Genomic DNA, 21,102 nt, shown 5'->3' with positions numbered 1-21,102 from the left:
CTTGCCGCCCCGGCCGGCGGGCATGCTAGCCTTTCCCCAGCTTGGCGAACGCGCGGGGGAGCGCATCATGGACGGCAGCGTGCCGGCACCGAACGATCTGGGCGCCTACTGGATGCCCTTCACCGCCAACCGGCAGTTCAAGGCGGCACCCCGCCTCCTCGTCTCGGCCGACGGCATGTATTACAGCAGCCATGACGGGCGGCAGGTGCTGGACGGCACCGCCGGGCTCTGGTGCGTCAATGCCGGGCATAACCGTGCGCCGATCGTGGAGGCCATCCGCCGCGCGGCGGGGGAACTGGACTATGCTCCCAGTTTCCAGATGGGCCATCCGGGCGCCTTCCGGGCCGCATCGGCGCTGGCGGCCCTGGCGCCGGTCGGGCTCGACCATGTCTTCTTCACCGGCTCGGGGTCCGAATCGGTGGATACGGCCCTGAAGATCGCGCTCGCCTACCACCGGGTCCGCGGCGAGGGGCAGCGCACCCGCCTGATCGGGCGCGAGCGCGGCTATCACGGCGTCGGCTTCGGCGGCATCTCGGTCGGCGGCATCGCCACCAACCGCCGGACCTTCGGGCCGCTGCTGGCCGGGGTGGACCACCTGCCGCACACCTACGACCGTACCCGACAGGGCTTCTCCCGCGGCCAGCCGGAGTGGGGGGCGGATCTGGCCGACGCGCTGGATCGGATCGTGACGCTGCACGACCCCAGCACCATCGCGGCCGTCATCGTGGAACCGATGGCCGGCTCGACCGGCGTGCTGGTGCCGCCGCGGGGATATCTGGAGCGGTTGCGCGCGACCTGCGACCGGCACGGCATCCTGCTGATCTTCGACGAGGTCATCACCGGATTCGGGCGGCTGGGCGCCCCCTTCGCCGCCGATCGCCTGGGCGTCGTCCCCGACCTCATGACGGTGGCGAAGGGGCTGACCAACGGGGCCGTGCCGATGGGCGCCGTGCTGGTCAGCGGGGCCGTGCATGACGCCTTCATGCAGGGGCCGCCGGGGCAGATCGAGCTGTTCCACGGCTACACCTATTCCGCCCACCCGCTGGCCTGCGCCGCGGCGGAGGCGACGCTGGCGCTCTACCGGGAGGAGGGGCTGTTCCAGCGGGCGGCGGATCTGGAGCCCGTGCTGGAGGAGGCGGTGCATGCCCTGCGCGGACGCCGCCATGTCATCGACGTGCGCAACCTCGGCCTCGTCGCCGGCATCGAGTTGGAACCGCGCCCGAACGCGCCCGGCGCGCGGGCCTATGAGGCGTTCGTGCGCTGCTACGAGGCGGGCGTGCTGATCCGGGTGACCGGCGACATCATCGCGCTGTCGCCGCCGCTGATCGTTTCGGAGGCGGAGATCGGGCGGATCGTCGATACGCTGCGCGACGTGCTGGAACTGGTGACCTGACCGCCGGGACGGGGCCGGAGGGCGGGGCCTACAGCAGGTCCCGCATCCGGTACCACATCATGGCCAGCACCAGGGCCGGCTTGCGCAGACTGCCGCCGCCGGGGAAGGGGGCGTGCGGGATACGGGCGAAGACGTCGAACCGCTCCGCCTGTCCGGCGATCGCCTCGGCCATCAGACGGCCGCAGATCGCCGTCATCGCCACGCCATGGCCGCTGAAGCCCTGGGCGTAATAGGTCGCCGGGCCGATGCGTCCGACATGGGGCGTGCGGTCCATGGTGATCGCCACATGCCCGCCCCAGCAGTAGTCGATGCGCGCATCCTCAAGCTGCGGGAAGAAGCGCAGCATCGTCCGCCGCAGCGCCTGCTTCAGGTCGGGCCGGTCCAGCCCCGAATAGCTGACGCCGCCGCCGAACAGGAAGCGGTGGTCGGGGGAGCGCCGGTAGTAGTTCAGCACGAAGTTGGTGTCCGCGACGGCGTGGCCGGACGGGATCAGCGCGCGGGCGCGCTCCTCGCCCAGCGGCTCGGTGCCGATGATGTAGGTCGCCACCGGCATGATCCGTCCGGCGATTTCCGGCACCAGCCGGCCGAGATAGGCGTTGCCCGCCAGCACCAGGAAGCGCGGCAGCACGCGGCCGGTCTTCGTCTCCGCCCGCGGCACGGCGCCGGTCTCCAGGTGCAGGACGCGGCTGCCCTCGAAGATGCGCACGCCCAGACTCTCCGCCGCGCGCGCCAGTCCCAGCACATAGCGCAGCGGATGCAGGTGGCCGCTGCCCTCGTCCAGCACGCTGCCGACATAGGCGTTGGTGGCGATCTCGGCCCGGGTCTGCTCCTGGTCCAGCAGGCGGGTGCGGTCGTAGCCGAGCCCGGCCAGCTCCTCCCGCCATGCCTCAAGCTCGTCCATCTGCCGCTTCTTCAGCGCCGCCAGCAGATAGCCCCAGTGCAGGTCGCACTCGATCCCGAACCGGTCCACGAGATCGGCCAGGATGGTCTTCGCCTCCTCGCTCAGATGCCAGAGGCGGACCGCGTCCTCCCGCCCGACCCAGCCGGCGATGGTGCCGATGCTCTTGTTGAAGCCGGTGACGATCTGGCCGCCGTTGCGCCCCGAAGCCCCCCAGCCGATCCGCTCCGCCTCCAGAACGACCACGTCGTAGCCGCGCTGCGCCAGCTCGATGGCCGTGACCAGCCCGGTGTACCCGGCGCCGACGATGCAGACGTCGCAACGGACATCGCCGGTCAGGGGCGGACGGCGGGTCGGGATGTCGGCCGTGTCGGCGTACCAGGAGCGCGGATAGGATTTCGGCATGGGCTAGTGCTTCACCACCTTCAGCCGCCGGGTCGGCGACGGTACGGCCTCCCGCAGCAGACGTTCGACCCGCCGCGCCTGGGCGGCCGCGACCTCGAAATCATGGGCCAGTTTCCCGCTGATCGCCGGCCCGTCCAGCCCGTCGCGGCGCTGCGCCGGCTCCCAGTTGGGATCGTGCAGGCGGTGACGCAGGGTCTGCGCCTTGCGCGCCGCCAGCGCCGCCAGCGGACCGAACGGTGCTGGCAGTTTCTCCAGCCGCCGGACGTCGCCGCGGTAGCGGACCGGCATGTCGAAATCCAGCCGCGCGAGGTCGAGCGGGGCGTCGGGCTGCGTCGCGGCCTCGTCGCCCAGGGTGCGGGCCGAGACGGCCGCCGCTTCGAGCGACAGGGCCAGGGCGCGGGTGTCCGCCAGCAGTGCCGTGGCATCGGCATCCGGCAGCCTGGCGCGCTTGCCGCGCCCGAAGCGGAAACGGACGCCGATGACCAGCCGGGCCACCAGATAGACGGCGGCCAGACCCAGCACGACATAGACGGTGGCGGGATCGCTGAAGAAGTCCAACATGCCCGCACCATGCCCCAGAGCGGTGGCGCCGGGCAACCGTCCCGACGGCCGCATTTCCGCGTCCGAAGGGGGAGACAGGGATCAGGCGTTGCGGAGATACCAGCCGTATTCCAGGGGCGTCACCTCGGCCGCGAACTTGCGCTGCTCCGCCCGCTTGGTGATCACATAGGTGTCAACGAAGGCGTCGCCCAGCCCGCGGCGCAGGACAGCGGACCCGTCCAGCAGGTCCAGGGCCGCGTCCCAGCCGGTCGGCAGCCGCGGGGCATCGGCGCCATAGGCGTTGCCCTCCGCCGGGGGGCCGGGGTCGATGCGACCGTCCAGCCCGTGCAGGAGGCCGGCCAGCAGGCCCGCGACCACCAGATAGGGGTTCGCGTCGGCCCCGGCGATGCGGTACTCGACCCGGCGCGACGGCGGCGGACCGGCCGGGATGCGCAGGGCGGCGGTGCGGTTGTTCACGCCCCAGGCGGCGACGGTCGGCGCGTAGCTGCCCGGTTGCAGCCGCCGCCAGGAATTGGCGCCGGGGGCGGCCAGCGCCATGGCCGCCGGCAGGGTCTGCGCCAGCCCGCCGATCGCCCAGCGGAGCTGCTCGCTGCCGGCCGGGTCCTCGGCGGCGAAGATGTTGCGGCCGTCGCGGTCCAGCACGCTCATATGGACATGCATGCCGCTGGACGCCTGGTCGCGGTAGGGCTTCGCCATGAAGGTGGCGTCGAAGCCGTGGCGCTGGGCCACGCCCTTCACCGCCCGCTTGAACAGCACGGCGTCATCCGCCGCGCGCAGCGCGTCGGGCCGGTGCGACAGGGTGATCTCATACTGGCCGGGGCCGTATTCCGCGATGGCGGTGCCGGCGGGGATCGCCTGATCGCGGCAGGCGGCGGTGATGTCGTCCAGCACCGCCTCGAAATCCTCAAGCTCGGCCAGCCCGTAGACCTGGGTGCGGTCCTGCGGCAGCCCGTTCTTGGGCGAGACGGGCGGGCGCGGCGGCTCGAAGGCGCCACGGCCGCCGGCGATCAGGTAGAACTCCAGCTCGACCGCGATGACGGGCGTCAGTCCCCGCGCGGCAAGCGTGCCCACCAGCGTCTCGACCAGCGAGCGGGGGGCATAGGGGAACGGTTCGCCCTGCGGTCCGCGCATGGAGGTCAGCACCTGTCCCAGCGGCCGTGCCGCCCAGGGCACCGGGGCCAGCGTGCCGGCGACCGGCAGGCAGATGCGGTCGGGCACGCCCAGCGCCTGGCTCATGCCCGTTTCCTCGATCGTTTCGCCCGTGATGTCCACGGCGAAGGTGCAGCCGGGAATGGCGACGCCGTCGGTCCAGACCTTGCCCAGCTCGTCGATCGGCACCCGTTTGCCCCGGAACACGCCGCAGAGGTCCGGAAGCAGCACGTCCACCGCCTGAACGTCGGGGTATCGGCTGCGGAATTCCTGGATTTCGCTGGCAATGCGGTAGCTGGACATGGGGGCCGTCGGGCACGATGGGGAAGGGCGCAGCATGCTGCGGGCGCGCATGCTCGGCCCCGCCGCCCCCGCGAGTCAAGGACGGCCGGAGCGGAAATCCGTTCCCGGCGGAACCGCCGTGGGTGCGGCCGAGTCGGACCTTCGTGGCGCGGCTGCGGCGGCCCCTTGCCGCACCCCCGGGGACTTTGCCTATACTGGGGTGGACGCAACAGCGCGGAGGGCTGCGGGACGCAGCGGCATCCTGCGGCGGTTTCATGAATCCATTGGAAGAATTCATCCGGTCCCGGCAGATCACCGAGGTGGAGTGCCTGGTCCCCGACATGTCCGGCATCGCCCGTGGCAAGATCCTGCCGGCCGAGAAATTCCTGCGCATCCTGCGCGACCGGGGCCTGCGGCTGCCGGAGAGCATCTTCATCCAGACCGTCACGGGCGAGTACCCCGATGACGAGGACGTCACCAGCCCGGAGAATTTCGACGTCTACATGATCCCCGATGCCAGCACCATCCGCATGGTGCCCTGGTATCAGGAACCGACGGCCCAGGTGGTGTGCGACTGCCTCTATGCCGACGGGTCGCCGGTCGACATCTCCCCCCGCTACGTGCTCAAGCGGGTGCTGGATCTTTACGATGCCCGCGGCTGGAAGCCGATCGTGGCGCCGGAACTGGAGTTCTTCCTGGTCGCCATCAACAAGGACCCCGACTACCCGCTGGTGCCTCCGATCGGCCGTTCCGGCCGGCAGGAGAGCGGCCGTCAGGCCTATGGCATCGACGCCGTCAACGAGTTCGACCCGATCTTCGAGGACGTCTACGATTTCTGCGAGAAGCAGGAGATCGACGTCGATACCATGTCCCACGAGGCCGGGGCGGCGCAGATCGAGATCAACTTCAACCATGGCGACCCGCTCGACCTCGCCGACCAGGTGCTGCTGTTCAAGCGCACCGTGCGCGAGGCGGCGATCCGGCACAACGTCTACGCCACCTTCATGGCGAAGCCGATGCAGAACGAGCCGGGCAGCGCCATGCATGTCCACCAGTCGGTGGTGGACAAGGTCACGGGGCAGAACCTGTTCGGGGCGGCGGACGGTGGCGACACCGATCTGTTCATGAGCCACATCGCCGGGCTTCAGAAGTACCTGCCCTATGCCATGCCGATGCTGGCGCCGAACGTGAACAGCTACCGGCGTCTGGTCCAGGGCTCCGACGCGCCGATCAACGTCCACTGGGGGCGGGACAACCGCACCACCGGCTTCCGCGTCCCGGTCAGCCCGCCGGAAGCCCGTCGGGTGGAGAACCGTGTCGCCGGCGCCGACGCCAACCCCTACCTCGCCATCGCCGCCAGCCTCGCCTGCGGCTACATCGGCATGGTCCAGGCGCTGGAGCCGACCGATCCGGTCAAGGGCTCGGCCCACCGGCTGGCCTTCACCCTGCCGCGGCACCAGACCGACGCGCTGGCGAAGTTCAACGCCTGCAAGCCGCTGAAGGAGACGCTGGGCGACCGCTTCGTGGCCGCCGTCAGCTACGTCAAGCAGGCGGAGTACGAGGCGTATCAGCGGGTCATCAGCTCCTGGGAGCGCGAGAACCTGCTGCTGAACGTCTGACGACAGGGCCGGGCGGCGGCCGGGGCGGGTCAGGGCCGATCCGCCGTCTCCAGCCGCCGCGCGGCCATGACGTCCATCAGGTCGCGCAGGCGGTCGAACTGGATCGGCTTGGCGATGACGGCGGACATGCCGGCCTGCCGGTAGGCCGCCTCGTCCTCCGGGAAGACGTTGGCGGTGACAGCCACGACGGGCAGGGAGGCCAGACGGTTGTCGGGAAGGGCACGCAGCCGCCGCGTCGTCTCGGCTCCGTCCATACCCTGGAGCCGGATGTCCATCAGGATCAGGTCCACCGGCTCGCGCCGGACGATCTCCAGCGCCGCCTCACCGCTGTCGGTGCAGAGGGTGCGGTGCCCCAGTCGTTCCAGCATCTGCTCCAGGATCAGCCTGTTCACCTCCACGTCTTCGACGATCAGGACCCGCAGTGCACATGCGGAACCCGGCGACGGAGGTGGCGGGACGGGCGCCGTCCCGTGCGCCACCGTCGCCGGCACCTGGACGCGGATGCAGGTGCCGCGGCCGGGCGTGCTGTCGATCTCCAGGTGTCCCTCCATGGCGGACAGGACGCCCCGGGTGATGGCAAGCCCCAGGCCGGCACCGCCGCGCCGCGGATCCGGCCGCACCGTGCCGCCCTCGATCTGGGCCAGCCGTTCCGGGGTGATGCCGATGCCACTGTCCTCCACACGCAGCAGCAGTGTCCCCTGGCCGGGGTCAGGACCCGGTTCGAACCCTATCGTGAGCGCGACATGCCCCCGGTCGGTGAACTTGAGCGCGTTGCCCATGAGGTTGAGCAGGACCTGGCGCAACCGGGCCTCATCGCCGACAAGCCGTTGCGGCAGATCGGGGGCCACATCGCAGGTGATGCTGACGCCCTTCGCCGTCCCGCTGGGCAGCAGCATGTCGGCCACCGTCTCCGCCAGGACACGGGGGCAGAAGGGGCGGCGCCGGATGCGGAACCGTCCCCCCTCGATGTTGGACAGGTCCAGCAGATCGTTGACGATCGCCAGCAGGCCGCGGCCGGCATCGTGCAGCACGTCGACCAGATGCAGGTCGCGCTGCGGCAGGGTCCGTGCGCGCATGAGCTGCACCACGCCCAGCATGCCGTTCAACGGCGTGCGCAGCTCGTGGCTCATGTTGGCCAGGAACTCCGTCTTTGCCGCATTTGCCGCCTGGGCGGCGTCGCGGGCGGCCGCCAGCTCGGCGATCAGCGCGTCCTTCTCATGCCGGAGCCGGATCAGCTTCGTCATGTTCCGGTATGTCGCTATGGCCGGAAAGAACAGGTACGAGACAAAAGCGACACAGAGGGCCGGAAGTGTCAGCCCGAACCCGTTCGGGTCCAGCAGCGGTGCCGCCACGAACGCCGCTGCCACCGGCAGCGTGTCGATCAGGTAGAGCCGCCCGTCCGCCGTGCTCATGGCCGAGGTGGCGCCCATGGATCCCGCCAGCAGCAGCATGATGATGCCATTGTTCAGCAGGTCGCCCGGAACCCAGCTCCAGAAGGGGATCGACGCCCACAGCAGCGTCAGGACCGCGCGCAGGGCGGCGATCTCGCGGAAGCTCGTGGTGATCGCCTCGGTCCGGCAGCGGCTGGACAGGAAGCTCCGCAGCCGGAGCTGCGTCACGGCCAGCATCGGCACGTAGAGGGCGGTCCACAGGGCCGGCCGCTCCCACGGCACCCAGCTCGCCATGGCGACCGCGACCAGACCGACGATCACGCTTTCCAGATAGGCGTCGGACCTGTGCGTCTCGGCATAGAGCCGGAGCTGGTCGAGCTGGACCGAGGCGGTGACGATCGGCGCAGGGGACATGATTGCTCGGGCGTCTTGCGTAGCGTCGTTATACTCGCCCGGTTCGTTGAAGTCATTCCAGGCATCCACCCCTTCCGGAGCCGGCGGCGAAGCGGGCCGCCCCGTGGGCGGCCTCGCCCGTCCCGAGCGTGGCGAAGCCGTGGGCGAACTCGTTGGCGATGGCCCGGTCATGGGGCAGATCCCACTGTTCGCAGGCGCTCATCCGGTCCGACCGGAGGCAGGCCTGCGGGAAGGAGGCGATGTGCCGGGCCAGGGCTTCCGCCTCGGCCCGCGCGGCGCCCGCGGGCACGACGCGGTCGGCCAGCCCCATTGCCAGCGCTTCGGATGCTGCCACCGGCCGGCCGGTGAGGATCATGTCCATGGCCCGTCCGTGCCCGATCAGACGGGGCAGGCGGACCGTGCCGCCGTCGATCAGCGGCACGCCCCAGCGCCGGCAGAACACGCCGAACACCGCATCCTCGGCCGCCACCCGCAGGTCGCACCAGCAGGCCAGTTCCAGCCCCCCGGCGACGGCGTGTCCCTCCACCGCGGCGATGACCGGCTTGGACAGGCGCATGCGGGTCGGCCCCATGGGAGCGTCGGTGCGCAGCGGATCGTTGCCCTCGCCGGCGCGCGGGGCGACCAGCGGGTTGCTGCCTCCGGCCGCGAACGCCTTCAGGTCGGCCCCGGCGCAGAAGCTGCCTCCCGCGCCCCAGAGGACGGCGACGGCAGCCGCCTCGTCCCTCTCGAACGCCAGGAAGGCCGCCGCCAGCGCCTGGGCCGTGGCGCCGTCCACGGCGTTCCGCACGGCGGGGCGGTCGAGGATGACCGTCATCACCGGCCCGCACCGTTCCACCCTGACCGACTCGTCCATGACAGATCCCCGTCTCTGCTCCGTCCGGAGCATAGGACCGTCGCGGGCGTTGGAGAACCGGAGCGGCCGCCTTTGCCCGGGACCGGCCGCCCTGCGGTCGCCCCGGAACGCCGGGGGAGCGCGCGGGGGTGGAAGCCTCCGCGCTCCTGACGTAGAACGGGGATGACGTCCGTCGGCCCCAGGCCGGCAAGCGGAAGAGGGGGAGGTCCGGTGCGCTATCTGGCCCGCACCCGCAAGGAAGAGCTGCTGCGGCTCTGCGCCCGGATCGGGTTCAACCCGCCGGCGCGCCCGGCCGCCAGCACCCCCGCGATGCCGCCTTCCGCCTTTCCCAGCGATGGACGACTGCCATGGACACCCACAGCCCGCTCGGGCCCGATGCCCTGAAGGCCCTCGACGGCCGCCACCACCTGCATCCCTTCACCGACACCAAGGCGCTGGCCGCCGAGGGCGGCGCGCGCCTGATCGTCCGGGGCGAGGGGGTGTGGCTCACCGATGCCGACGGCCAGCGCATCCTCGACGGCATGGCCGGGCTCTGGTGCGTCAATGTCGGCTACGGCCGCGCCGAACTGGCCGAAGCTGCACACCGCCAGCTCCTGGACCTCAGCTTCTATCACGGCTTCTTCAAGACGACGACGGAGCCGGTGGCGCGGCTCGCCGGCAAGCTGGCTGAGCTGGCGCCGCCGGGCCTCTCCCGCGCCTTCTTCGCCAATTCGGGGTCGGAGGCGAACGACACCATCGTCCGCATGGTCCGGCACTACTGGAACCTGAAGGGCCGCCCCGGCAAGAAGGCCTTCATCAGCCGCACGCATGGCTATCACGGCACCACCATGGCTTCGACCTCGCTGGGCGGGATCGGAGTGATGCACGGCCAGGGCGACCTGCCGCTGCCGGGCTTCCACCACGTCATGCCGCCCTATGCCTTCGACCTCGCCCGCGGGCTGGATCCGGAGGCGTTCGGCCGGCTGGCGGCGCGGGCGGTGGAGGAGAAGATCCTGGAACTGGGGCCGGAGAACGTGGCCGCCTTCATTGGCGAGCCGATCCAGGGGGCGGGCGGCGTCATCATCCCGCCCGACAGCTACTGGCCGGAGATCAACCGCATCTGCCGCGAGCATGACATCCTGTTGATCGCCGACGAGGTGATCTGCGGCTTCGGTCGGCTGGGCCACTGGTTCGGCAGCCAGCGCTACGGCATCGAGCCCGACTTCATGACCCTGGCGAAGGGCATCACCTCGGGCTATCTGCCGCTCTCCGCCGTCATGGTCGGTGACCGCGTGGCGGAGACGCTGATCGAGGAGGGCGGGGAGTTCTACCACGGCTTCACCTATTCGGGTCATCCGGTGCCCTGTGCCGTGGCGCTGGCGAACATCGACCTGATCGAACGGGAGACCCTCGTCGAGCGGGTGCGGACCGACATCGGCCCCTATCTGCGCCGCCGCTTCGAGGAGGCGCTGGAGGGGCACCCTCTGGTCGGGGAAATCCGCAGCGAGGGGCTGATCGGCGCCATCGAGATCGTCAAGGACCGGCGCACCCGCGAGCGTTGGCCCGGCGACGGCAAGGTCGGGCTGATGGCGCGCGACCACTGCTTCCGCAACAACGTCATCATGCGCGGCATCCGCGACAGTCTGGTGTTCGCGCCGCCGCTGACGCTCAGCCATGCGGAGGCGGACGAGATGGTGGCGCGCGCCCGGCTCTCGCTGGACCAGACTGCCCGCGACCTCGGCGCGCTCTGAAGGCGGGGGCGGGGGCCGGTTCCGCCGGGTGATTCGGAACAGACGGGCGGTCCGGGCCTGTTTTCCGGCTCCGGCCGTCGTCCACGGCCCCCCTCGGGTCCTGCCGAGGCACCCGGTTCCGGGCGGAGGAAGGCGGGGTGGGGCACCGTCCCGTTCCACCCGACCCCGTAGCCCCGTCTTTCGTTGACATCGGAGAGGTCAATGGGTGCAATGCGATACACTCCGGACCGGACCCGGACATCGGCGCGCCACAAAGACCGCGTAGCGTCGGCCTTCTCCCATCCCACAGGGGGTCTTCGATGAAGCTGAACAGGATTCTTGGCACCATGGGCGCCGCCGCGGCGCTGCTCCTGGCCGGGACGGCCGTGGCCCAGAACAAGACGGTCAACATCTACAACTGGGCCGACTACATCGGCGAGACGACGCTGGAGGACTTCCAGAAGGAAACCGGCATCGCGCCGAAGTACGACGTCTTCACCGATCTGGAGACGCTGGAAGCCAAGCTGCTGACGGGCAATTCCGGCTACGACGTGATCGTGCCCACGGCCGAGCCCACCCTGTCCAAGCTGATCCAGGCCGGCGCGGTCCAGAAGCTGGACAAGTCCAAGATCCCCAATCTCAAGAACCTGGACCCTGCGCTGATGGCGCTGGTCCAGCGCACCGACCCCGGCAACGAGTACGGCGTCATCTACCAGTGGGGCACCATCGGGATCGGCTTCGACACCAAGAAGATCAAGGAAGTGGCGCCCGACGTCAGCACCGACAGCTGGGACATGATCTTCAAGCCGGAGAACGCGGCGAAGCTGGCGAAGTGCGGAATCGTCGTGCTGGACAGCGCCACCGACGTGCTGCCGACCGTGTTCCACTATCTCGGCCTCGACCCGAACTCGGACAAGTCCGCCGACCTCAAGAAGGTCGAGGAGACGATGCTGGCCATCCGCCCGCACATCAAGGCGTTCGTGCCGTCGGTCATCGACCCGTTGGCATCGGGTGATGCCTGTGTCGCGTTCGGCTACTCCGGCGACATCTTCCAGTCCGCGGCCCGTGCCGAGGAAGCCAAGGCCGGCGTCGAGATCGACTACGTGATCCCCAAGGAAGGCGCGCAGGTCTGGTTCGACATGATGGCGATTCCGGCGAACGCCCCCAACCTTGAGGCGGCGCACACCTGGATCAACTTCGCTTTGCAGCCGAAGGTCATGGCCGGCATCAGCGATTTCGTCGCCTATGCCAACGCCGTTCCGGCTTCATGGCCGTTGATGGACGAATCCGTGGCGAAGAACCCCAAGGTGTTCCCGCCGGCGGACCTGATGGCGAAGATGTTCACGGCAAAGCAGGTGGGGGCGCGGGCGGACCGCGAGCGCACCCGGACCTGGACACGGATCAAGACCGGCCGCTGACGGTTCAGCGGCAGACAGGTTGAGGGAGCGCCCTGGCAAAGCTCTGCCGGGGCGTTTCCGTTTGGCGTAACCCCGGTCGGGCAGCGGGAAGGGCACACCCGATGGCGATAGTGCAGGCGCAGAGCCGGACGCAGACTCAGTTGCAGCAGGAACCTTGGCGCGATCCCAAGGCCAAGCCCTATGTCCGCGTCGAGAAGGTGACCAAGAAGTTCGGCGATTTCGTCGCCGTGGACGATGTCTCCCTGTCGATCTACCGCGGCGAGTTCTTCTCGCTGCTGGGGGGATCGGGGTCGGGCAAGACGACGCTGCTGCGCATGCTCGCCGGCTTCGAGACGCCGACCGAGGGCAAGATCTTCATCGACGGCGTGGACATGACCGGGGTGCCGCCCTATGAGCGCCCCGTGAACATGATGTTCCAGTCCTACGCCCTGTTCCCCCACATGACGGTGGAGGGCAACATCGCCTTCGGTCTGCATCAGGACCGCCTGCCGAAGGCGGAGATCCGCGAGCGCGTGGAGGAGGCGTTGAACCTCGTTCAGCTCGGGCCGTTCGCCAAGCGCAAGCCGCACCAGCTTTCCGGCGGCCAGCGTCAGCGCGTCGCCCTGGCCCGCGCCCTGGTGAAGCGTCCCAAGCTGCTGCTGCTGGACGAACCGCTGGGCGCGCTCGACAAGAAGCTGCGCGAGCAGACCCAGTTCGAGCTGGTGAACATCCAGGAGAAGGTCGGCATCACCTTCGTGGTCGTCACCCACGACCAGGAGGAGGCGATGACCATGTCCACCCGCATCGCCGTGATGAACCGGGGCTACATCGCCCAGGTCGGCACGCCGACCGAAATCTACGAATATCCGCACACCCGCTTCGTCGCCGGCTTCATCGGGTCGGTGAACATGTTCGAGGGCCGGGTGGTGGAGAACGAGCCGGACCACTGCCTTGTCCGCTCCGAGCAGTCGGGCTGCGATCTCTACATCAATCACCCCGCCTCCATCGGCGCCGGGACGGCCTGCTGGGTGGCGATCCGGCCGGAGAAGGTGGCCATCGCCAAGGAGCCGCCGCCCGACATGATGCCGGGCCGGAACCAGACCACCGGCGTGGTGCGCGAGATCGCCTATCTGGGCGATGTCTCCATCTACGACGTGGAACTGGACACCGGCGTGCGCGTGCGGGTGACGGCTCCGAACCTGACCCGGCGCACGGAGATGCCCATCACCTGGGGCGACCGCGTGTATCTGAGCTGGCGGCCCTTCGCCGGCAGCGTCCTGACCGAATAGGGGGGCGGCGATGGCGGACATGGCCGGATATACCGGCGCTACCGGCGGAGCGGCGGTGTCGCCGCCGCGGCGTGTGCATGTGGGCGACCTGCTGCGGCGCGTCGGCATCACGGGGAAGGGGGTGGTCACTGCCGTCCCCTTCTTCTGGCTGCTGCTGTTCTTCCTCGTCCCGTTCCTGATCGTCTTCAAGATCGCCCTGTCGCAGACGACGGTCGGCATCCCGCCCTACACGCCCATGTTCGAGACGGTGGGGGAGGAGGGGCGGACGACGATCACCCTGATCTGGGACAATTTCCGGTTCCTGGTCTCCGACGATCTCTATGTCATCTCCTACCTGAACTCGCTCTGGATCGCCTTCGTCTCTACGCTGTTCTGCCTGCTGATCGGCTATCCCGTGGCCTATGCCCTGGCGAAGTCCGAGCCGCGCTGGCGCACGCCCCTGCTGATGATGGTGATCCTGCCGTTCTGGACCAGCTTCCTGATCCGGGTCTATGCCTGGATCATGCTGCTGCGCGACGACGGGCTGGTGACGGCGAACCTCAACGCCGTGCTGATGGCGCTGGGCGTGATCGACCAGCCCCTGCAGATCCTCTACACGCCGACCGCGGCCTATATCGGCATCGTCTATTCCTACCTGCCCTTCATGATCCTGCCGCTCTACGCGACGCTGGAGAAGCTGGACAACACCCTGCTGGAGGCGGCGGCCGACCTGGGCTGCCCGCCCTGGAAGGCGTTCCTCACCATCACCCTGCCGTTGTCGATACCGGGCATCCTGGCGGGCTCGCTGCTGGTCTTCATCCCGGCGACGGGCGAGTTCGTGATCCCCGCTCTGCTGGGCGGGCCCGATACGCTGATGATCGGCAAGGTTCTGTGGGACGAATTCTTCAACAGCCGTGACTGGCCGGTCGCCTCTGCCGTGGCGATCGCGCTGCTGGTCTTCCTCGTGGTGCCGATCATGTGGTTCCAGAGCATCCAGGGGCGCCAGCAGGAGCAGGAGGGGGCCTGAGCCATGCCGAAATCCTGGTTTCTGCGCGGGGCGCTGGCGGTCGGCCTGATCTTCCTCTACGGGCCGATCCTGCTGCTGATCGCCTATTCCTTCAACGACAACCGTCTGGTCACGGTCTGGAGCGGTTTCTCCTTCCGCTGGTACGGGGAGCTGATGCAGAACGCGCAGCTTCTGGAGGCGGCGTGGCTGTCGCTGCGGATCGCCTTCATCACCGCCTGCGGGGCGGTGGTGCTGGGCACCATGGCGGGGCTGCTGATGGCCCGCTTCGGGCCGTTCCGCGGCCGCGCCCTGTTCGGCGGGATGATCTCGGCTCCCCTGGTGATGCCGGAGGTCATCATGGGCCTGTCGCTGCTGCTGCTGTTCGTCAGCCTGGAGCAGTTGATCGGCTGGCCCGCGGGGCGTGGCACGACGACCATCGTCATCGCCCACATCACCTTCACCATGTCCTTCGTGGCCGTGGTCATCCAGTCGCGTCTGGTCAGCCTGGACGCCAGTCTGGAGGAGGCGGCGATGGATCTGGGTGCGCGTCCGGCCAAGGTGTTCTTCGTCATCACCCTGCCGATCATCGCGCCCTCGGTCGTGGCGGGCTGGCTGCTGGCCTTCACCCTGTCGCTGGACGATCTGGTGATCGCCAGCTTCGTCTCCGGCCCCGGCTCGACAACCCTGCCGATGGTGGTGTTCTCCAGCGTGCGCCTGGGCGTCAGCCCGCAGATCAACGCGCTGGCGACCATCGTGGTGGCGGTCGTGGCGGTGGGCATCGTCATCGCCGGCGTGATGAACGCCCGGGCCGAGCGGACCCGGCGGCGCGACGAGCAGATGGCGCAGCAGGGCTGATCTTTTTCCTAGAACTGTCACATTGGCTGCCCTCCGGCCTGCGGCGGAGCGTCGGGAGACGATCCGCCGCAGGCCCCAGCTATCGCGTCAGCGCATGGCTCGAACAGCAGATGCAAGCCAATCCGCCGTGTTATGCGACATTTTCGGCTGTCGTCATGCGCCTTGCGCATGACGGGGCCGGGCGCCGCCGGCTGGCATAAAATCCGCCGGGCAATTATATTACTGGCATCGTCAACTGCCATGGAGCGGTGCCATGAGGTACTTCCTGATGCTTCCCCTCTTCCGTCTTGGCAATTTGCTGCCGTATGCGGACACGCCTGCTGTGAAGGCCCAGCGCCGGGATTAAGGCGACACGGGTCAGATTCGTTTCGCAGTCACCATAACGACCATTAGCCGGTTGCCATTTCCGCGGGCCGGCAGGTTGTCACCAGAGCGCCCCGGCGATTACCTTCGCCGGGGCGTTCCGTTTTCCGGGCATCGTGCCTTTATGTTATGCGGTGGGCGTCAGCGCCCCCTTTCTAGCCAAGGACATGACCATGCCCGTTCCTGCTTCGCTGGGCTTCCGCATGCCGGCCGAATGGTCGCCGCACTCCCGCTGCTGGATGGCCTGGCCCGTGCGGGCGGAGACCTTCCCCAACGGCCTTGCCGCCGCCCGCCTGGCCTATGCCGAGGTGGCCAAGGCGATCGCGCAGTTCGAGCCCGTGACCATGCTCTGCCCCGAGAGCGAGGTGGCGGAGGTGAGCCTGTCCTGCGGCAAGGGGGTGGAGGTGATGCCCCTGACCCTCTCCGACAGCTGGCTGCGCGACAACGGCCCCACCTTCCTGGTGAACGATGCCGGGCAGCAGGCCGGCGTCCATTGGGGCTTCAACGCCTGGGGCCGCAATTACGAGGACTTCCAGCCCGACACCGAGGTCGCGGCCCGCATCCTGGACCGGCTGGGCCTGCCCCGCTTCGTGGCGCCGCTGGTCATGGAGGGCGGCTCTTTCCATGTGGACGGGGAAGGCACCCTGCTGACGACGCAGGAGTGCCTGCTGAACCCCAACCGCAATCCCGGTCTGTCGAAGGCCGAGATCGAGGGGCACCTGCGCGACTTCCTGGGCGTGCGGGAGATTCTCTGGCTGGAGCGGGGGTATGAGCAGGACGAGACCGACGGCCATATCGACGAGATCGCCTGCTTCGTCCGCCCCGGCGTCGTGCTGGCGCTGACGACGGACGACACGGCCGATCCGAACTACCCCGTCTTCCGGGAGAACATCGAGCGCCTGAAGGCGTCAAAGGACGCCGCCGGCCGCACGCTTGAGGTGGTGACGATCCGCACGCCCGCGCGCAAGGAGCAGAGCGGCATCCGCCTCACCCTTTCCTACATCAACTTCTATCTGGCCAACGGCGGGGTGGTGATGCCGGCCTTCGAGGACCCGGAGGACGTGGAGGCATTCCGCCTGTTCCGCCGGTTGTTCCCGGACCGGGATGTGGTCCAGGTCCCGGCGCTGGACATCGTCCGCGGCGGCGGCGGCATCCATTGCATCACCCAGCAGCAGCCGGCCTGACGGCCGGCCGGACCGGACAGCGAAGGAAGCAGGACATGGAGTTCCATACGGGTCGGCTGATCGACCATGTGCACATCAAGGCGGGCGACCTCGAAGCCTCGCGGCGCTTCTACCGGGCCGTGGCGGAGGCGCTGGGCCTGCCGGTGACGCTTGAGGGCGAGGGTTATATCGGCCTGGACGAACTCTATGTCTCCGGCACGGCCGACGGGCCGCTGACGCAGGGCCTGCATCTGGCCTTCCAGGCCGGCGACCGGGAGACGGTGGAGCGCTTCCATGCCGCAGCCATCGCCGCCGGCGGTCGGGACAACGGTGGCCCCGGCGAGCGCTCCTACCATCCCGGCTATTACGCGGCCTTCGTGCTCGATCCCGACGGCAACAACATCGAGGCGGTGTACCACGGGCCGTCCATCCGCTCCGCCGACAGCGTGGTCATCAAACCGGCCTGAGCGGGTCCGCTGCCGCGGCTCGGCGAAGCGCCGCCTTCCAGCGCTCCGCCAGTCCGGGCAGGGCCAGTGCCGCCGCGGCATCCGTGGCGTCGGGCGGTTTCGCCGTGATCAGCCGGTTCAGGCGGCGGACGGTCCAGCCCGCGGGGCCGCGGTCCAGCAGGTCCAGCCGGTCGCCGGCGGCGACATGGCCGGGCTCCAGCACCTCCAGGAACCAGCCGGTCAGGCCCTCCCGCGTGGCCCAGCGGGTCAGGCGCGGCTCGCCCGACAGCACCGCAGGCCAGCGGCAGCGCACCACCGGCTGGGTCACCCGCAGCAGGGCCGTGCCGGCGCGCAGCACGTCGCCGATGCGGGCCTCGTCCTCGCCGTAGCCCTCGATGGTCAGGTTCTCCCCGAAGCAGGGGACGGGCAGGGGGGCGCCGCGCAGGGCGGCGAAGCGGGCGTAGCTTTCCAGGCAGAAGGCATGGACCGCGGTGTCGCCCAGGTCGCGCGGGCGATAGGCGCTCGCGTCCCCCTCCAGCCCGTGCCGGTGAACGGCGACGGGGCCGGCGACGGGGACCTTGGCGATGCCGGTCCGGGAGGGCCGGCCGCGGGCGGACAGCCGCGGCACGACGGGGCCGACATTGACGCCGAGGATCAGCATGGGACCCGGCGTCGGCGCCTGCTGCACGCCGAAAGGGCAGTCGGGGCGGCCGGGGGCCGGAGGCGCGTCCGGCCCCCCGGTCACGCTCAGTCGAACTCCGCCTGGGTGGCGACGATGTGCGTGACGAGACCGTACTCCTTGGCCTCCTCCGCGCTCATCCAGTAGTTCCGGTCGGTGTCCTGCTCCACCCGCTCCAGCGGCTGGCCGGTCTCCCGCGCGATGATGCTGTTGATCCGACGGCGCATCTTGATGATCTCCTGCGCCTCGATGGCGATGTCGCTGGCGCGGCCGCCGGCGCCGCCCATCGGCTGGTGGATCAGGAAGCGCGTGTTGGGCAGGCAGTAGCGGTTCTCCCGGTGGGCACCCAGGAAGATGTGTGCGCCGGCCGAGGCGACCCAGCCGGTGCCCAGGATCTTCACCCGCGGTTTGATGAAGCGGATGGTGTCGTGGATGCTGTCGCCGCTCTCCACATGCCCGCCGGGGGAGTTGATGACGATGTTGATGGGATCGTCGCTGATGGAGGCGTAGGCCAGGAGCTGGGCGACCGTATCCTGGGCCACCTTCTGGTTGATCTCGCCGAAGATCAGGACGGTGCGGCTCTTGAACAGGGCCTGCTGGATCGCCTGGAACGGACCGGGCAGGGTTTCGGCCTTCTTGTCCTTGTCGTTCTCCGGCTTTTCAGGCTGGTCTTCGTCGTCGAGGCGGAACGGGTTGACGAGCACGGTTCGCTCCCTGGCGTTACGGTGTTCCATGCAGTGACCTAGCGGGAATCGGGGTCGGGTTCAACCCGCAGTCCCTCACAGCTCGATCCAGACGCTCTTCAGGTCAGTGTACTTCTCCAGCGCATGCAGGCTCTTGTCGCGGCCGAAGCCGGACTGCTTGAAGCCGCCGAAGGGGGTGGTGATGTCGCCGGCGTCGAAGCAGTTGATCCAGACGCTGCCCGCCCGGATCGCCTTGGCCGCGCGCATGGCGGTGGAGAGGTCCTTCGTCCACACCGCTGCGGCCAGCCCGTAGATCGTGTCGTTGGCGATGCGGATGGCCTCGTCGGCGTCCTTGAAGGTGAGGGTGGAGAGCACGGGTCCGAAGATCTCCTCCCGCGCGATGGTCATGGCGCTGGAGACGCCGTCGAACACGGTGGGCTCGATGTAGAAGCCGCCCGTCTCCGTCCGCGCCGCTCCGCCGCCCGTCCTCAGCACGGCACCTTCGGCCTTGCCCTTCTCGATGTAGCCCAGCACGCGGCCGTGCTGGCGCTGGTCCACCATGGCGCCGGTGCGGCTGTTCCAGTCCAGCGGGTCGCCCGGCACCCAGTCGCGGGCGTAAGCGACGACCTTCTCCAGGAAAGCGTCCTTGATGCTCTCCTGCACCAGCAGGCGGGAGCCGGCGTTGCAGACCTCGCCCTGGTTGAAGAAGATGCCGCCGGCGGCGTTCTGCGCGGCCAGATCCAGGTCGGCGGCGTCGGCCATGACGATGTGCGGGGTCTTGCCGCCGCACTCCAGGCTGACCCGCTTCATGTTCGACTGGCCGGCGTAGGTGAGGAAGTACTTCCTCACCTCGGTGGAGCCGGTGAAGGTCACCATGTCCACGTCCATGTGCAGGCCCAGCGCTCGCCCGGCCGTCTCTCCGAAGCCCGGCACGACGTTCAGCACGCTCGGCGGCAGCTCGGCCTCGATCGCCAGTTCGGCCAGCCGCAGCGCGCTCAGCGGCGACTGCTCGGCCGGCTTGAGCACGACCGAATTGCCGGTCGCCAGCGCCGGCGCCAGCTTCCACACCGCCATCATCAGGGGGAAGTTCCACGGCACCACCGCCGCGATCACGCCCAGCGGCTCGCGCAGGATCAGCGACATGGAGTCCGGGCCGCTGGGGCCGACCTGGTCGTACAGCTTGTCGATCGCCTCCCCGTAATAGGCGGCGCAGCGCGCGGACAGCGGCACGTCGATGCTGCGGCTGTCCCGGATCGGCTTGCCCATGTCCAGGGTCTCCAGGAGCGCCAGCTCGTCGGCGTTCTCCAGGATCAGTTCGGCCAGCTTCAGCAGCACCTTCTTGCGCTCGCGCGGGTGGCGGTCGCGCCAGATGCCGCTCTCGAACGCCTTGCGCGCGCTGGCGACGGCGCGGTCCACGTCCTCCGTGTCGCCGGCCGCGACCCGGGTCAGCACGCGCCCGTCGCGCGGGGACAGGCACTCGAAGGTCTTGCCCGAGGCCGCGGGCACGAAGCGGCCGTCGATGAAGATCTGGGTACGGAAGCTCAGCCGTGCGGCGCGGTCCTGCCAGTCGATGGGGGTGGCGGCGTCCAACGTGTCCTCCCTGGGGTTCCGTGGCGTCCCGTTCACGGGTGTCGCGTCCTGCGGCGAGAGTGCGACGGCCTGTCGCCGGCGGCAACCCCCTACCGTGGAGCAGCCCGGGGGCGCCCCTACCAGGGGAAGCGCGCCGGCGGGAAATCACCGATGAAGCTCAGATGGGTGCGCAGGCCGTGCGCGTCGTCCCACAGGTGCAGGGCGACCGCCGGCGGCTCCCGCGTCCAGCGGGCCGGAGACTCCGGCTCCAGGTCCAGGGCGACCAGATGCGCCGTAGCGGGGCCGCAGAAGCAGGGAATGCCGCGCCAGTGGGCGGCGATCGGCCGATGGACATGGCCGCAGAGCAGGCCGGCGACGGTGCGGCCGCGCAGCAGGCCGGCCAGCGCGTCCGCACCGGCGCAGTTCATGCGGTCCATGTGGCCGATACCGCTCACGAAGGGCGGGTGGTGCATCAGCACCAGCAGCGGCCGTTCATGGGGGGCCTCGGCCAGCCGGTCGGCAATCCAGGCCAGCCGCGGCGCGTCCAGAGCACCTTCCGGCCGGCCGGGCACGACGGTATCCAGCGCCAGGATGCGCAGCGGCCCGGTATCCATCATGCGGTGCAGGTACGGCCCGTCGGGCAGCCCCGGGTCCAGCGGACGCAGGGCCGTGCGCAGCTCCTCGCGGTCGTCGTGGTTGCCGGGGATGACCAGCAGCGGCAGGCCCAGCCCGGCCAGCAGCTCCGCCGCCATCGCATACTCGCCCGGCTGCGGCCCGTTGACGACGTCCCCGGTCACCACGACCAGATCCGGCCGGCGGGGCAGGGCGGCGACATGGGCCACGGCGCGGGCCAGGGCGTCGTTCGTGTCCACCTCTCCGAACGCCCGGGCGCCGCGGGCGGTGACGTGCAGGTCCGTCAACTGGGCGATCAGCATGGCCGCGGCCTCCCTCTGCCACTATCCTCGTCCTGTGCAGAGAGATGGGGCCTGTGGAGAAGGA

The 21,102-nt window shown here is 69.5% G+C and carries 18 protein-coding genes; 9 read left to right on the top strand and 9 right to left on the bottom strand.

The window, feature by feature from the left end; genetic code table 11:
• Positions 1-67 precede the first annotated feature (67 nt).
• On the top strand, positions 68-1,393 hold the full coding sequence (gene aptA / locus RC1_RS07020; protein WP_012566660.1) for an omega-aminotransferase AptA: 1,326 nt from the start codon (positions 68-70) through the stop codon (positions 1,391-1,393).
• 28 nt (positions 1,394-1,421) lie between these two features.
• Here aptA and RC1_RS07015 read toward each other — a convergent pair whose 3' ends face one another.
• The 3 genes from RC1_RS07015 to RC1_RS07005 form a co-directional block, all read right to left on the bottom strand.
• Positions 1,422-2,696, bottom strand: a complete 1,275-nt coding sequence (locus RC1_RS07015) for an NAD(P)/FAD-dependent oxidoreductase (RefSeq protein WP_012566659.1) — start codon at positions 2,694-2,696, stop codon at positions 1,422-1,424.
• Between the two features lie 3 nt (positions 2,697-2,699).
• Positions 2,700-3,257, bottom strand: a complete 558-nt coding sequence (locus tag RC1_RS07010; protein WP_012566658.1) for a hypothetical protein — start codon at positions 3,255-3,257, stop codon at positions 2,700-2,702.
• 81 nt (positions 3,258-3,338) lie between these two features.
• Positions 3,339-4,709, bottom strand: a complete 1,371-nt coding sequence (locus RC1_RS07005) for a glutamine synthetase family protein (protein WP_012566657.1) — start codon at positions 4,707-4,709, stop codon at positions 3,339-3,341.
• Positions 4,710-4,963: 254 nt separating this feature from the next.
• On the opposite strand from RC1_RS07005, the gene RC1_RS07000 reads away from it, so the two are divergent.
• Complete coding sequence (locus RC1_RS07000; protein WP_012566656.1) at positions 4,964-6,307, top strand: glutamine synthetase family protein; 1,344 nt, start codon at positions 4,964-4,966, stop codon at positions 6,305-6,307.
• Between the two features lie 29 nt (positions 6,308-6,336).
• Here the strand turns inward: RC1_RS07000 and RC1_RS06995 are convergent, their stop codons facing one another.
• Together RC1_RS06995 and RC1_RS06990 are read right to left on the bottom strand one after the other, a co-directional pair.
• The gene (locus tag RC1_RS06995) at positions 6,337-8,112 is read right to left on the bottom strand and encodes a response regulator (RefSeq protein ID WP_012566655.1); all 1,776 of its coding nucleotides are present in this window, start codon (positions 8,110-8,112) and stop codon (positions 6,337-6,339) included.
• A 52-nt stretch (positions 8,113-8,164) separates the two neighbouring features.
• On the bottom strand, positions 8,165-8,965 hold the full coding sequence (locus RC1_RS06990; protein ID WP_012566654.1) for a crotonase/enoyl-CoA hydratase family protein: 801 nt from the start codon (positions 8,963-8,965) through the stop codon (positions 8,165-8,167).
• 347 nt (positions 8,966-9,312) lie between these two features.
• Between RC1_RS06990 and RC1_RS06985 the strand changes: the two genes are divergently transcribed.
• The 7 genes from RC1_RS06985 (at position 9,313) to RC1_RS06955 (ending at position 17,193) form a co-directional block, all read left to right on the top strand.
• Positions 9,313-10,695 carry an aspartate aminotransferase family protein gene (locus tag RC1_RS06985; RefSeq protein WP_012566652.1) on the top strand — a complete coding sequence of 461 codons (1,383 nt, stop codon included), beginning with the start codon at positions 9,313-9,315 and terminating at the stop codon, positions 10,693-10,695.
• A gap of 299 nt (positions 10,696-10,994) precedes the next feature.
• Entirely contained in the window at positions 10,995-12,092 is a 1,098-nt protein-coding gene (locus RC1_RS06980; RefSeq protein ID WP_012566651.1) for a polyamine ABC transporter substrate-binding protein, read from the top strand.
• 101 nt (positions 12,093-12,193) lie between these two features.
• Positions 12,194-13,360, top strand: a complete 1,167-nt coding sequence (locus RC1_RS06975) for an ABC transporter ATP-binding protein (protein WP_012566650.1) — start codon at positions 12,194-12,196, stop codon at positions 13,358-13,360.
• A 10-nt stretch (positions 13,361-13,370) separates the two neighbouring features.
• Positions 13,371-14,366, top strand: a complete 996-nt coding sequence (locus RC1_RS06970; RefSeq protein WP_012566649.1) for an ABC transporter permease subunit — start codon at positions 13,371-13,373, stop codon at positions 14,364-14,366.
• 3 nt (positions 14,367-14,369) lie between these two features.
• Entirely contained in the window at positions 14,370-15,200 is an 831-nt protein-coding gene (locus tag RC1_RS06965; RefSeq protein WP_012566648.1) for an ABC transporter permease subunit, read from the top strand.
• 536 nt (positions 15,201-15,736) lie between these two features.
• A complete protein-coding gene (locus RC1_RS06960) occupies positions 15,737-16,747 on the top strand; it encodes an agmatine deiminase family protein (RefSeq protein WP_041785195.1) in 1,011 nt (336 codons plus the stop codon).
• Between the two features lie 35 nt (positions 16,748-16,782).
• Positions 16,783-17,193 carry a VOC family protein gene (locus RC1_RS06955; RefSeq protein ID WP_012566646.1) on the top strand — a complete coding sequence of 137 codons (411 nt, stop codon included), beginning with the start codon at positions 16,783-16,785 and terminating at the stop codon, positions 17,191-17,193.
• On the opposite strand, the gene RC1_RS06950 is transcribed toward RC1_RS06955, so the two are convergent.
• The 4 genes from RC1_RS06950 to RC1_RS06935 all read right to left on the bottom strand — a co-directional run bounded on the left by RC1_RS06950 (position 17,180) and on the right by RC1_RS06935 (position 21,038).
• Complete coding sequence (locus RC1_RS06950; RefSeq protein ID WP_012566645.1) at positions 17,180-17,833, bottom strand: MOSC domain-containing protein; 654 nt, start codon at positions 17,831-17,833, stop codon at positions 17,180-17,182. The two genes, RC1_RS06955 and RC1_RS06950, sit on opposite strands and share 14 nt — an antisense overlap.
• Positions 17,834-17,919: 86 nt before the next feature.
• The gene (locus RC1_RS06945; RefSeq protein ID WP_012566644.1) at positions 17,920-18,555 is read right to left on the bottom strand and encodes an ATP-dependent Clp protease proteolytic subunit; all 636 of its coding nucleotides are present in this window, start codon (positions 18,553-18,555) and stop codon (positions 17,920-17,922) included.
• A 75-nt stretch (positions 18,556-18,630) separates the two neighbouring features.
• The gene (locus tag RC1_RS06940) at positions 18,631-20,124 is read right to left on the bottom strand and encodes an aldehyde dehydrogenase (RefSeq protein ID WP_012566643.1); all 1,494 of its coding nucleotides are present in this window, start codon (positions 20,122-20,124) and stop codon (positions 18,631-18,633) included.
• Positions 20,125-20,240: 116 nt separating this feature from the next.
• Positions 20,241-21,038: a phosphodiesterase gene (locus RC1_RS06935; RefSeq protein ID WP_012566642.1), complete on the bottom strand. Its 798-nt coding sequence runs from the start codon at positions 21,036-21,038 to the stop codon at positions 20,241-20,243.
• Positions 21,039-21,102: the final 64 nt, after the last annotated feature.

Source organism: Rhodospirillum centenum SW, from assembly GCF_000016185.1.
GTDB classification, from domain to species: domain Bacteria; phylum Pseudomonadota; class Alphaproteobacteria; order Azospirillales; family Azospirillaceae; genus Rhodocista; species Rhodocista centena.
This window is presented reverse-complemented; position numbering and strand designations above follow the sequence as displayed.